15 protein-coding genes are annotated in these 12,281 nt (G+C 58.1%); 8 read left to right on the forward strand and 7 right to left on the reverse strand.

What is annotated here, in order from left to right; genetic code table 11:
- Window positions 1–9: 9 nt before the first annotated feature.
- On the reverse strand, window positions 10–207 hold the full coding sequence (locus tag QPL94_RS08565; protein ID WP_285356797.1) for a hypothetical protein: 198 nt from the start codon (window positions 205–207) through the stop codon (window positions 10–12).
- A gap of 129 nt (window positions 208–336) precedes the next feature.
- Here QPL94_RS08565 and QPL94_RS08570 point away from each other — a divergent pair, with 129 nt between their 5' ends.
- Window positions 337–1,233 carry a LysR family transcriptional regulator gene (locus tag QPL94_RS08570; protein WP_285356799.1) on the forward strand — a complete coding sequence of 299 codons (897 nt, stop codon included), beginning with the start codon at window positions 337–339 and terminating at the stop codon, window positions 1,231–1,233.
- A gap of 7 nt (window positions 1,234–1,240) precedes the next feature.
- On the opposite strand, the gene QPL94_RS08575 is transcribed toward QPL94_RS08570, so the two are convergent.
- On the reverse strand, window positions 1,241–1,930 hold the full coding sequence (locus QPL94_RS08575; protein ID WP_285356801.1) for a transglycosylase SLT domain-containing protein: 690 nt from the start codon (window positions 1,928–1,930) through the stop codon (window positions 1,241–1,243).
- A gap of 123 nt (window positions 1,931–2,053) precedes the next feature.
- Between QPL94_RS08575 and QPL94_RS08580 the strand changes: the two genes are divergently transcribed.
- Together QPL94_RS08580 and QPL94_RS08585 are read left to right on the forward strand one after the other, a co-directional pair.
- A complete protein-coding gene (locus QPL94_RS08580; protein ID WP_285356802.1) occupies window positions 2,054–2,872 on the forward strand; it encodes a DUF2059 domain-containing protein in 819 nt (272 codons plus the stop codon).
- Window positions 2,873–2,951: 79 nt separating this feature from the next.
- A complete protein-coding gene (locus QPL94_RS08585) occupies window positions 2,952–4,130 on the forward strand; it encodes a M24 family metallopeptidase (protein ID WP_285356803.1) in 1,179 nt (392 codons plus the stop codon).
- A gap of 9 nt (window positions 4,131–4,139) precedes the next feature.
- On the opposite strand, the gene QPL94_RS08590 is transcribed toward QPL94_RS08585, so the two are convergent.
- Genes QPL94_RS08590 through QPL94_RS08600 form a run of 3 tightly spaced genes read right to left on the reverse strand, consistent with a single transcriptional unit; the run spans window position 4,140 to window position 6,238 of the window.
- A complete protein-coding gene (locus QPL94_RS08590) occupies window positions 4,140–4,922 on the reverse strand; it encodes a substrate-binding periplasmic protein (protein ID WP_285356805.1) in 783 nt (260 codons plus the stop codon).
- A gap of 60 nt (window positions 4,923–4,982) precedes the next feature.
- Window positions 4,983–5,942 carry a succinyl-CoA synthetase subunit beta gene (locus QPL94_RS08595; protein ID WP_285356807.1) on the reverse strand — a complete coding sequence of 320 codons (960 nt, stop codon included), beginning with the start codon at window positions 5,940–5,942 and terminating at the stop codon, window positions 4,983–4,985.
- Window positions 5,942–6,238 carry a peptidylprolyl isomerase gene (locus QPL94_RS08600; protein WP_257791956.1) on the reverse strand — a complete coding sequence of 99 codons (297 nt, stop codon included), beginning with the start codon at window positions 6,236–6,238 and terminating at the stop codon, window positions 5,942–5,944. The genes QPL94_RS08595 and QPL94_RS08600 overlap by 1 nt, the downstream gene beginning before the upstream one ends.
- A 178-nt stretch (window positions 6,239–6,416) precedes the next feature.
- On the opposite strand from QPL94_RS08600, the gene QPL94_RS08605 reads away from it, so the two are divergent.
- Window positions 6,417–8,003: an ABC-F family ATPase gene (locus QPL94_RS08605; protein ID WP_137435262.1), complete on the forward strand. Its 1,587-nt coding sequence runs from the start codon at window positions 6,417–6,419 to the stop codon at window positions 8,001–8,003.
- Here QPL94_RS08605 and QPL94_RS08610 read toward each other — a convergent pair.
- Complete coding sequence (locus tag QPL94_RS08610) at window positions 7,994–8,899, reverse strand: haloalkane dehalogenase (protein WP_285356809.1); 906 nt, start codon at window positions 8,897–8,899, stop codon at window positions 7,994–7,996. The two genes, QPL94_RS08605 and QPL94_RS08610, sit on opposite strands and share 10 nt — an antisense overlap.
- 104 nt (window positions 8,900–9,003) lie before the next feature.
- Between QPL94_RS08610 and QPL94_RS08615 the strand changes: the two genes are divergently transcribed.
- Window positions 9,004–9,567, forward strand: a complete 564-nt coding sequence (locus QPL94_RS08615) for a DUF1415 domain-containing protein (RefSeq protein ID WP_285356811.1) — start codon at window positions 9,004–9,006, stop codon at window positions 9,565–9,567.
- Here the strand turns inward: QPL94_RS08615 and QPL94_RS08620 are convergent.
- Window positions 9,545–9,973, reverse strand: coding sequence for an organic hydroperoxide resistance protein (locus QPL94_RS08620; RefSeq protein ID WP_137435259.1), 429 nt, complete (start codon window positions 9,971–9,973; stop codon window positions 9,545–9,547). The genes QPL94_RS08615 and QPL94_RS08620 overlap by 23 nt on opposite strands.
- Before the next feature lie 249 nt (window positions 9,974–10,222).
- On the opposite strand from QPL94_RS08620, the gene QPL94_RS08625 reads away from it, so the two are divergent.
- The 3 genes from QPL94_RS08625 to QPL94_RS08635 are packed head-to-tail and all read left to right on the forward strand — an operon-like array spanning window position 10,223 to window position 12,197.
- On the forward strand, window positions 10,223–11,077 hold the full coding sequence (locus tag QPL94_RS08625; protein ID WP_285357874.1) for an NAD-dependent protein deacetylase: 855 nt from the start codon (window positions 10,223–10,225) through the stop codon (window positions 11,075–11,077).
- Between the two features lie 53 nt (window positions 11,078–11,130).
- Window positions 11,131–11,877, forward strand: coding sequence for an AzlC family ABC transporter permease (locus QPL94_RS08630; RefSeq protein WP_285356813.1), 747 nt, complete (start codon window positions 11,131–11,133; stop codon window positions 11,875–11,877).
- Window positions 11,874–12,197 carry an AzlD family protein gene (locus QPL94_RS08635; protein ID WP_285356814.1) on the forward strand — a complete coding sequence of 108 codons (324 nt, stop codon included), beginning with the start codon at window positions 11,874–11,876 and terminating at the stop codon, window positions 12,195–12,197. Before QPL94_RS08630 ends, QPL94_RS08635 begins: the two co-directional genes overlap by 4 nt.
- Window positions 12,198–12,281 lie beyond the last annotated feature (84 nt).

The following is a 12,281-nucleotide window of genomic DNA, read 5'->3' on the forward strand; positions in this document are numbered from 1 at the left end:
AGGGGGCGCTTAGTGCTCGCCCTGCATCATCTGGGGCATCTCCGGCGTTGCGGTTGCTGCCTTCTTTCTCCAGGAACCCATCTTCCGGCTGATAACCTGTGCGGCCTGCCTTGCAGCTGCACGGGTGTATTGGCGCCTGACCTCAGTACTGTTGTGGAGGATACTGGATGGCATGGGGTGTACGGTCGCGATATGTGCTTGAGTCATAGCGCCTTCCTCCTTATCTGGTGGGTTGAAAAAATATTGGTTAGCTGACTATGTAAAAGACTATACGCCTTCTTTTTTGCAGCTTAAATACGTTAAAATCCGTACTCATGTTGCAAATATGCAGTAGCTATGGACTGGGATTATCTTCGATATATACATGCGCTGGCTATAGGTGGAACCCTCGCCAAAGCCGGTGACATACTGGGTGTGCACCAGACCACGGTGCTTCGCCGTCTGGACCAGATGGAAGAACAGCTGGGCGTGCAGTTTTTTGAGCGCAATCGTGACGGACTGCAGCTGACGCCGGTGGGTGAAACCGCCTTCCGCGCGGCTGAAAGGCTGACCGGCGATATGGAAAACCTCGAGCGCCAGCTGGTGGGGCAGGATTCGGCACCCGTGGGCAAAGTCAGGCTCGCCGCTACCGATACCATGGTCAACGCATTGATCAGCCCGATGATTGCCGATCTGGTGCGGGAATACCCGGAAATTGAGCTGGAAGTGCTCACTGATAACGATGTGCTCAATCTCAGCCACCGCGAGGCTGACCTGACGCTGCGGCCGGTCAATAAACCCCAGGCCACCCTGGAAGGTGAACGTATCGGTACCATCGAGTCGGCCATCTATGGGGCCGCAAGGTACTGCAAGCGCAACCCTGACATGGACCTGGAGACCGCACCGGACCAGCAACTCTGGATTCTGCCCGATGAGAGTTTCAGTCACCTGGCAACCGGGCGCTGGTACCGCAAGCACCTGAAAAACGCCTCTTCCATTATTCGTTGCAACAGCCTTCAGGCTATGCACGCCCTCGCTAGATCCGGGGCCGGTCTCGCCGCGTTGCCCTGTTACCTGGGAGACGGCACCCGAGAACTGGAGCGGCTGTCTCCACCTCTGGAAGGCGAAGGTGTGGATCTCTGGCTGATGGTTAACCACGAAACCCAGCAGATGGCACGGGTCCGGATCGTGATGGAGTTTCTGACTTCCAGGCTGGCAAAGCTATCACCGCGAGTGGAGGGAGACGGGGTCTGACCCGCCTCTACCAGTCACCGCAAAACGGCCAGAATTGATAGAAGCGCCAGCACTGGAACTCTTCCTCGCAGGTCTGTAGTTGTCGATGGTAGCGAAAAGCCCGGGTTTGCACCCGCTCGGCCAGTGACATCACTGCCGGCTTGGCCAGGTAACTTTGTCGTTGGTACCCGGTTCTGCCCTCGTGGTAGGCGAGGTAGAGTTTCTCCGGGCTGGTAAGAGGAATGCCCACGTCGCGGTTGGTCAGGTGGTTATACCAGCCCACAAAGTCCAGTGCGTGTTTCATATTGGTACGCACCACCGATAATCCGTCGCCGTTTGCCTCCAGATACTCGCCCCAGGCAGGGTCCAGAGCCTGGGCGTAGCCGTAAGCAGACGTTGGCCGGGTCCAGGGAATGAATCCCAGCAGCTGGCTACGGGGCGGCCGGGCATGGCTGCGGAACGACGACTCGTAAAAAACGAACGCCAGTTGTGTGGCGATGGGCGTGCCCCAGCGCTCTTTCGAGCGGCTGGCGTAGTCATACCAGACCGGATGTTCCCGGAAAATCTCACAGACGTTCTCCGTGTTGGCCGGGGGGTCGGGTTCCAGCAGACTGAACCGCAGGGTCGCCACAATCGCGATGGCCAGGCCCAGTGAGGGGAGTCCGTACCAGCGCAGCCGCGACTTCCAGATTTTCAGTCGGTTACGACGTTTCTTCATGGGCAACTCAGGGCTCTCTTGCTCCACACTACAAAATGGTCATCTAACGTCGGCCCGGTTTGCTTGCAGGGGGCGCCGGCGCCATGGCATAACAAACATCCGATTTCACAGGATACTAGGTTCATGCGCGCACTATCCCAAGTTAAACCGGCTTTACTTTTTCTTATGCTGGTCTGTACGTCCGCTACTGCCAGCCCATTGGCTGACTCGGTGCTACGGGCGTCCCCCATCGACGAGATTGTCGCCCAGTATCCGGCAATGATGAGCCAGGGCGTACGTGAGGGTCTTAAGCAGAGCGGCCGGGTAGAGCCATTCGTCGCCAACACCATCAGCAATGTTGTCAGCAATGCGTTCAGTGTCGCGCAGATTCGCGCCCAGGTGGTTGAGGACCTGAATCAGGGCCTGAGTGATCAGCAATTGAATTCTGTACTTGCCTGGTATGAAACGCCGTTGGCAGAGAAGATTTCCCGGGCAGAGGTTGCCGCGTCCAGGCCGGCAGCGTGGAAAAAAGTGGAGGCCGCAGCCGCGGACTTACAGGAAAAATACGAAGGCAGCGAGCGTGCGAAGCTTTTTGAACGGTTTGACAGGGCTGCCCGGGCCACCGAGAGCACAGTGGACACCACCGTAGCGGTCCAGTTGGGCCTGGCCTCGGCCATGGCTGCCTTCAACGGTAGCAAGGGCCCCACTTTCGAGCAGCTGCAGCAGAAGATTGAAAGCCAGAGAGGCATGCTGCGTGGCTTGGTTGCCCAACAGGTCTACGTCGGCTACCTCTATACCTATCAGGAGCTGAGCACGTCCGAACTGAAAGACTATGTTGAATTTCTCGAGAGTGATGCCGGTTCAGCATTCACCCGGGTGGCCACCAGCAGTATTCAGCGCTCGATTACCGACCCCGTGGAATCGGTGGGCAATCAGTTGACGCGGTTTTTGAATCCTCAATAAAACCCGTCAGGGTTTGAAAACCAGCCGGTTTGGGTCCAGTCTCCAGTAGTAACCTTTCCTCCGCCCGGAGACGACCCCTATGGATTTCAACGCCTACCAGAAAGCCCTGGCCAGAGAACTCAGGGGGCGCGAATGCCCCTTTCCCCAGGCTGAATACGATCAGCGTCTCAAGCAGCTCAGGGCCGGAATGGCGGCGGAAGGTGTCGAGGCATTGCTGCTGACCGATCCGTCCGATCTTTTCTACCTGACCGGCTACAGTACCTTCGAGGTTTCCGTTCACGTCGCGCTGGTGGTCACGGCCGAGTCCCTGATGCTACAGGTACCGTCCATTGAAACCGGCCCTGCCATGATCACCACCCGGGTTGATAACGTCACTGGCTACCGCTGGGAGGGGATTGGTGATGTGCTTGACCCGCTGGCACAGGCTCTCAGTGGTCATGGAACAATCGTAGGTATCGACTACTGGCATGGCTCGTTGCGCCAGGGTGTTGTGGAAGGGTTAAAGCAGCGGCTGCCGGATACCCAATTCGTGGACGCCTCCGGCCTGCTGAAAAATAGCCGCATCGTGAAATCGTCCGCGGAAATTGACTGCCTGAGGCAAAGTGCCCGCATTACCGGGCTGGGTATAGAAGCCGCTGTTTCAGCCATACAACCCGGCATGACCGACAACGACATCGCAGCCGTGGGCGCCGAAGCCCTGTTGGCCGGTGGTAGTGAATTCATGAGCATGCAGCCTATCGTCACCGTGGGGCAGCGAAGCAGCGTGATTCATACCAACCACAAGCGGTGCAAGGTGGAGGATGGCGATACCGTCTTCCTGGAGTTCGGGGCGGTCTGGCAGCGTTATACGGCCCCGATGATGCGTACCGTCGTGGCTGGCCAGCCGTCCGCCAGGATGCGATCGGTGTTCGACGGCTGCCGACGCGTGGTGGATGCCCTGCAGGCCGCCATGGTACCGGGCAGGACCTTTGATTCCGCGGCCAGCGCCGCGGAACAGGCAATGGCACCGCTGGCTGATGAGGTGTTTTTCTCCGGGGTGTTTGGCTACACCGTTGGTGCGCAGTTCCCCCCATCCTGGGTGGAGGGCTCGGGGTTTATTGCTCGCGGTGAATTCACGGTGTTTCGGCAAGGCATGGTATTTCACCTGCCGATCTGCCTGCGGATTCCGGGGCAGTGGGGTATTGGCTGCAGTGATACGGTGCTGGTCGGCGAAACTGGAGCGGAACCGCTGACGTCCAACCCCTGGCGGCTCGACTGAACAGCCCGGTTATTGGCCCGATGATTTGATTGAGGCTTGCGGTCTGCTTTCGAAATAGTTGCTGTAACGTCCGTCGTCCCTGAACGTTTTCAGGCCACGGTTGAATATTTCCCGCAGCCTCTCCGTTTCCGGTTCGTCCGCCGGAAACAGCAGGAAGCTCTTGTTTTCGGAAATGGGTTCAGGGTGGTGGGTAATCTGGCGGGCCTCTTCCTGGTCGGTTTCCCGTCGGAGAATATAGTAGCCAACGTTGATTTCTTCCGGAAAGGCATCGATGCGCCCGTACAGCAGCCTGCGGAAATTGAGTTCTGTGGAGGCTACCCATTCCACGTCCAGAATCTCATTTTCAACAGCCCTGTCGAATTTCGGGCCGTAGCTGTAGCCGATGCTGGCCCCGAGGCGGAGGTCGGAAAGGTCTGCTATTTGGTCCCAATGGATGGGGGCAGCCTTTCGGTAAAAAAGCACGAAGCGTTCATTCATTACCGGGTCGCTGTAGACAAAGTCCTTTTCCCGGTCTGCAGCATACATCCAGATTGCAGTCGCATCATGTTTGCCTGCTGCGGCTTCCCGGTAGGCTCGTTTCCAGGGCAGGAAATGGAACTCCACCTCGTAGCCTGCCTCTGCAAAGATGTCACTGACCAGTCGGGCAACACTGCCCTGACCCGGCTCACCTTCCACAAAGAAGGGGGGCCAGTCACCAACGCTGATACTCAGTTGCCGATCATCATCATGCGCTAATGCAGGCGGCCACCAGAAAGCCACCAGTACAACGATATGCGCAATTACAAACTTCATGCAGTTGCCTACAGCCAAGGATGCTACTGATAACAATTCTAGTTCAAATGGCGGAGGAGGTCACTCCAACCTGATGTCGCGCAGGTAGACGGTTTTTGGTTCCTCTAACCTGGAGACGAACAGGCCCAGCCGCCGGACACTTCCCATATCCATAGTGCGGCCAGCAGGTGCGTTTCTGACCCTATCCAGATCCAGCCGAAAGCTCTGTTCACCGGGAGGCAGCACCAGGCGTGTGTTAAAGCGGTCATTGTAGGCGTTATCGCCGAGGTCATGTTCAACGTCGTTGATTCGCAGAACCATCGGGATGGGATGATCCTGGGGGTTGTGCAGCACTATGACCAGGTGGCTGTAATCGCGCCAGTCGCCCGGGAAGTTGTGCAGGGAGACGCCGGAGTAGCGGTCGGTGCTCAGGGATATCCTCAGTTCGCCTTCCTGGCTGCTGAAAACGGGACTGATCGGTTCTTTCCGGATTGGCCCTTTCCAGAAAGGTGACGGGTCTGACTGGCCGAAATCGTAGAGTGCCGGCAACAACTGGCTGACCCTGTATTGTTGCAGGGCGACCCCGGCCGTGGCGGTAACTTCTACAACCAGCAGTACGCCAACGATGATTCGCAGAGACCAGGTGGCCAGCACAGAGTGCCCGGCGCACGACGCCAGCGGTCGTATCGCGAGTACGACCCATAGCCCGAGCAAATTACGGAAGATGTCCTGCCAGTCCATCTGGCGGCTGCTCCCGTACTGGAGCACTTCTATGCCCAGGCCCACCAGGAGTACCGCCAGGGTGGAGAGCCCCCACAGCTTCCAGCCGGTCCAGAACCGCCAGGGCTGAACAGCAAGAGTCAGCAGTGCAAAGAACAGGATATGTCCGAGATTCCAGGCGGACTTGTACAGTGGCCCGTCGGTCCACCCGGGGCCACCAATGAAGAAGAAGGGGGTTATCAGGACCACGCCCGCCAAGGCCAGATATTGCCATATCGGGGCTTTGCGGGCAGGTCTGTCAACTGACAGGTTTACGCCCATCAGCTCCGGCTGGTGACTTCCAGCAGGTGGTAGCCGAACTGGGTCTTCACCGGACCGAGTACCTTGTTCACGTCACCGCTGAATACCACCTTGTCGAACTCCGGAACCATCTGGCCCGGGCCAAAGGAGCCCAGATCACCGCCGTTGCGGCCGGAAGGGCAGGATGAGTGCTGCTTGGCCACTTCTGCGAAGTCCTGGCCGCCTTCGATGGCTTTCTTCAGTTCTTCGCATTTTGCTTCGCTGTCTACCAGGATGTGGCGTGCGGTTGCCTGTGTCATGACGTCTGTTTCCTTTATCGCGGTGATGAAGTGTGTGTTGGTATTACCGAGGCTGAAATGCTGCCCGCCCCGGGCCGCTGAGGCAAGCGCTTTTTATCCGTGTTTCTGCTGTCTCACGGTTTTGGCTGCAAACCTGTACAATGCCGGCTTTTCTTGACCGGCTTTTACCCGGTATTCACTGTTAATAGGTTTCTTCTTGATTTCCACCGCGAACATTACCATGCAGTTCGGGGCCAAGCCCCTGTTTGAAAACGTATCCGTCAAATTCGGCAACGGCAATCGTTATGGTCTTATCGGCGCCAACGGCTGCGGCAAGTCCACCTTCATGAAAATCCTCGGGGGTGATCTGGAGCCTTCTGCCGGCCAGGTCATGGTGGACCAGAACCAGCGACTGGGCAAACTGCGCCAGGACCAGTTCGCCTACGAGGACTGCACGGTGATCGATACCGTGATCATGGGCCACGAGGAGCTCTGGCGGGTGAAAGCCGAGCGGGACCGTATCTATTCACTGGCGGAAATGAGTGAAGAAGACGGCATGGCCGTGGCAGACCTGGAAGTGCAGTTTGCCGAGATGGACGGTTACACCGCCGATGCCCGTGCCGGTGAGCTGCTGCTGGGCCTGGACATCCCCCTGGAACAGCATAACGGCCCGATGAGTGCGATCGCGCCGGGCTGGAAGCTGCGCGTGCTGCTGGCCCAGGCACTGTTTTCCGACCCCGACATTCTGCTGTTGGACGAGCCCACCAACCACCTGGATATCAATACTATCCGCTGGCTGGAAAGCGTCCTGGTGGCACGGGACAGCACCATGATCATCATTTCCCACGACCGCCACTTCCTCAACAGTGTGTGCACCCACATGGCGGACCTGGATTACGGCGAGCTGAGGCTGTTCCCGGGCAACTACGACGAATACATGACTGCTGCTACCCAGGCCCGCGAGCGCATGCTGTCGGATAATGCCAAGAAGAAGGCCCAGATTGCCGAGCTGCAGCAGTTTGTCAGCCGCTTCTCTGCCAACGCCTCCAAGGCCAAGCAGGCCACCTCCCGTGCCCGTCAGATCGACAAGATCCAGCTTGAGGAAGTGAAACCTTCCAGCCGCGTGAGCCCGTTTATCCGCTTTGAGCAGACCAAGAAGCTGCATCGTCAGGCCGTCACTCTCAAGGATCTGACCAAAGGGTTTGATGGCGAAAACCTGTTCAACAAGCTCAACCTGAAGATTGAGGCCGGCGAGAGGGTGGCCATCATCGGCCCCAACGGCATCGGTAAAACGACCCTGATGCAGTGTCTGGCAGGCACCATGACCCCTGACAGCGGCGATGTTAAGTGGACGGACAGTGCCCAGGTTGGCTACTACGCCCAGGACCACACCTCTGATTTCGACGAGGACATGAACCTGACTGACTGGATGTCGCAATGGACCACCGGCGGTGAGCAACTGGTGCGTGGCACCCTGGGCCGCATGCTGTTTTCCGGGGATGATATTGGCAAGTCGGTGAAAGTGATTTCAGGCGGCGAGCAGGGCCGCATGCTGTTCGGCAAGCTGATTCTGGAAAAGCCCAACGTGATGCTGATGGACGAACCCACCAACCACCTGGACATGGAATCCATCGAGGCGCTGAACCTGGCCCTGGAGAACTACCCGGGCACGCTGGTGTTCGTCAGTCATGACCGGGAGTTTGTATCGTCGCTGGCCACACGCATCATCGAGCTGAAAGCCGATGGCATCACCGACTTCAGCGGCAGCTACGACGACTACCTGCGCAGCCAGGGTTACGTCTGATCACCCTGATCCAGGCGGGCCAGTAAGTCGTTGATGGCGCCCGCAAACTGCACCGGTGAGTCTTCCTGCAGGAAGTGTCCGCCGGTCAGGGTGGTGTGGGGCTGGCCCTTGGCACCGGGAATCCGTTCCTGCATGTAACGGTCGCCGCCCCGGGTAATGGGGTCGCCGTTGCTGAACGTGGTCAGAAACGGTTTTTCCCACTGCTCCAGCACCTTCCAGGCCGCCCGATTGGATTCGCTGGCCGGGTTGTCCGGCTTTACCGGCACCAGTTTCGGGAAGGCGCGGGCACCGACCTTGTATTTCTTGCCCGGAAACGGGGCGTCATAGGCGCGACGTTCATCCGGACCGAGTGTGCGGAAACTGCCGGTGTTGATGATACGGGCAATGGGGAACCAGGGGCTGTAGAGGGCGAAGTTCTTCCATAGCTGAAAAGCTTTTGGTACCGGCTGATCGCCGGTTGGCAGCATGCCGTTGCCCACGACGATGGCGCGGAACCGGTCCGGATTCTCCGCAGCCAGGCGCAGGCCCAGCAGCGAACCCCAGTCCTGGCAGACCAGGGTAATGTCCTGCAGGCCGGTCTGGTCCAGGAACAATTGCATCCAGTCCATATGGCTCTGGTAGCTGTAGGCGTTGATATCCGTGGGCTTGTCCGACTTGCCAAAACCGATCAGGTCCGGGGCGATGACCCGATGCCCCGCAGCAGCGCAGATAGGGATCATGTGGCGGTAAAGGTAGGACCAGGACGGCTCGCCATGCATCATCAGCACAGGTCTGGCGTCTGCGGGCCCTTCGTCGACATAGTGCATGCGCAGACCATCGACCTCTACATAGTGCGGGTCGAAGGGATAGTCCAGAAGGCGTTCGAATCGTTCTTCAGGCGTTCTCACCACGTCCATTTTGTGTCTCCTGTATCGGTAATGGAATTATTGTAAGCTTGCTTAACATATCACGACTCGCCGTTGGCGTGTCGGTCCCTTTTTTCAGATGCGGGAGTATCCACGTGGACCACGATTCGATTGCTGATGCCACCCACCGATGGGTGTCAGATGTGGTGGTTGGCCTGAATCTGTGCCCTTTCGCGCGCAGGGAGCTGTTGAAGGAGCGGGTTCGCTTTGAGGTCACTGCTGCCAGCTCGGAAGAGGCTCTGCTGATAGCGCTGCAGAACGAGCTGGTGCATCTGAATGAGCACCCTGACATTGAGACAACGCTGCTGGTGCATCCCGGCGTGCTGCAGGATTTCATGGCGTACAACGAGTTTCTCGCCACCGCCGATGGCCTCATCGAGTACCTGGAACTGGACGGGATCTACCAGATCGCCAGCTTCCATCCGGACTACCAGTTTGGTGGGACCAATCCGGACGATGCCGAAAACTACACCAATCGGTCGCCTTATCCGATGCTCCACCTGTTGCGGGAGGAAAGCCTTGAGCGTGCTATCGCCGGGTATCCGGGCGCGGAACTCATACCGGAGCAGAACATCGCATTGATGAATCGCCTGGGCGCGGATGAGATGCGCCGCAGGCTTTCCCGACTATCAGCGATCAGTCCACCCGGGTCAGAGTGACATCAATGTTGCCACGGGTGGCGTTGGAGTAAGGGCACACCTTGTGGGCTTCATCGATCAACTGCTTAGCCTTGGCATCGTCCATGCCGGGCAGGGAGATTTTCAGCTCCACCTCGATCCCGAAACCGCCGGGAATCTGGCCAATTCCGACCACACCTTCAATTGATGCGTCTTCCGGCATGGGCAGCTTGTCCCGCCCCGCCACAAACTTCATGGCACCGATAAAGCACGCGGAATAGCCCGCTGCAAACAACTGCTCAGGGTTGGTGCCCTTGTCTCCAGCGCCACCGAGTTCTTTCGGGGTTGCCAGTTCAACATCAAGGATACCGTCCGAAGAAATGGCGCGACCATCACGGCCGCCGGTGGCTTCTGCTGAGGCGCGGTATACAACCTGTTCAATAGACATGATTCTGTTTCTCCTTTCTGGCGCATTACAGCGCATCGAGTTTAAAGGACTCTGGTAGTGACTCTACGCAAACAATAATTGCACAAAATTATATTGTGCACAATGTATATTGAAGGGGTGTACCGATCTTTTGAGTGGTTTTCCGGTTGTTGCCATTGGCAGGGTGCGGTTTGCTCCTTAAAGTAAAGGGATCGATCAACAGGTGTGAACGCGATGTCTGCTATCCAGAAGTCCGCCAAAGGTGTGATTATGCCGGCCAATGACCAGCCACTGTTGCTACACTCTCCGGAGGAAGCCGGTGCCATGCTGGCGGAGTTTATTCACCGGTACCCGGGCCTGGTGATACTGACCGGTGCCGGCGTCAGTACCGACTCGGGCATTCCCGACTACCGGGATGGCGACGGTGCCTGGAAGCGCAAACAGCCTGTGCAGCACAGTGACTTCATGACGAGTACGGCAGTGCGCCAGCGTTATTGGGGGCGCAGCCTGATAGGCTGGCCGGTCATCCGCAATGCCAGGCCAAATATTGCCCATCATCACCTGACCGAACTGGAACGGCGCAACCACAGCCGTCTGCTTGTCACCCAGAACGTGGATCGCCTGCATCAGCAGGCCGGCAGCCGCCTGGTGACAGATCTGCACGGCAGGGCAGACGAAGTCATCTGCATGAGCTGTGGTTACCGCTGCAGGCGGGATGAAGTGCATGATCGCTGCGCAGACATGAACCCGGAGTTTGGGCAATACACCGCGGGTGCCGCACCGGATGGCGATGCTGATCTTGAAGTGGACTTTTCTGATTTCCGTATCGCCGACTGTCCCTGTTGTGGTGGCATTCTCAAGCCTGATGTGGTTTTTTTCGGCGATTACGTGCCCAAAGACCGGGTGTACTCCGCGCTGGACACGCTCAAAGCCAGCGACGGCCTGCTGGTGATCGGGTCATCGCTGATGGTTTATTCCGGGTTCCGCTTTTGCCGATATGCCGGGGAATGGGGCAAACCAATGGCTACCTTGAACCTGGGGCGCACCCGCGCCGACTCGCTGGTAGACCTGAAGCTTAACGCTGACATCAGCGAAACTCTGGCCGCTACCCTCTGCCAACTCTGATGCTTCGGCATCTACCTATACGCATCTGCCGCAGGTTTCATTAGCTTGCTTAGATGAACGCCAGCGCATATTCCTACCATCTTCAGCCCGAAAAAGTCCGTGCCGAGTTTTTCAGGTTGCTTCCCATCTCGTTATTCGTGGTGGCATTCGGCGCTGCCTTTGGCCTGGCGGCTGTCCAGAAGGGACTCGAACCGCTGCAGGCCATCCTCATGAGCCTCACTGTGTTCGCCGGTGCCTCCCAGTTCGCTGCAGTGGATATGTGGGGCAGCGAAGTCTCCCTGATTCCTCTGATTGCCGTGGTCTTTGCCATCAACTCCCGGCATCTGTTGATGGGCGCTTCGCTGTACCCCATGCTCAGGGACATGTCTCCTGGCCGCCGATACGGCCTGCTGCTGTTTCTGACCGACGCCAACTGGGCGGTGTCTGCCCAGGAATACCAGAGCGGCAAACGCAACCTGGAAGTCATCCTCGGTGGCGGTCTCGCTATCTGGATGGCGTGGATTATCGGAACCTGGCTCGGCGTGTATTTCGGCGGGTTACTGCAGGACCCACAGTCCCTTGGCCTGGATATGGTTCTGGGCTGTTTCCTGCTGGCCATGGCGCTGGGCGGAAACAAGTCACCTCGAACGCTGGTGGCATGGACAGTCGCCGCGATCTCTTCACTGGCCGCCTGGAAATGGCTGCCCCCGAATACCCACGTGGTAGTCGGCGCGCTGGCCGGAGGCGCTATCGGCTTCTTCTGGCTGGAAAAGAAACCTGGTGAAGCCGAAGTAGCTGCAGAGGAGGGACCCTCGACATGAGCATTGAAACCACCACCGCCGGGATCCTGGCCCTGATTGCAATCATGACGATTGTCACCGTAGTGACCCGCTTCGGCGGTGTGTTCCTGATGTCTTTCGTGACGATCAATCCCCGGATCGAAAGCTTCATCAACACCATGGCCAGCTCGGTGCTGATCGCGATTATTGTCCCCATGGCATTCAGCGGTGATGCTGGCTCGTTAGCGGCTCTCGTTGTTACAGCGGTTATTATGTTGGTTACCAAAAAGCCACTTCCGGCAATTGCGGCAGGTATTGCAGCAGCTGGGTTAGTCCGTTACGCGGGTATCACCGGATTCTAGCCCCAGTCACAGAATCAGGCCGGGGCAGGGCAGGTCTCCCAAAAATGTGCGGAGCCAGGGATGGCGGAGCTCAAGCGTACACGG

It is taken from the genome of Marinobacter sp. SS13-12 (genome assembly GCF_030227115.1).
Taxonomy (GTDB): Bacteria; Pseudomonadota; Gammaproteobacteria; order Pseudomonadales; family Oleiphilaceae; genus Marinobacter.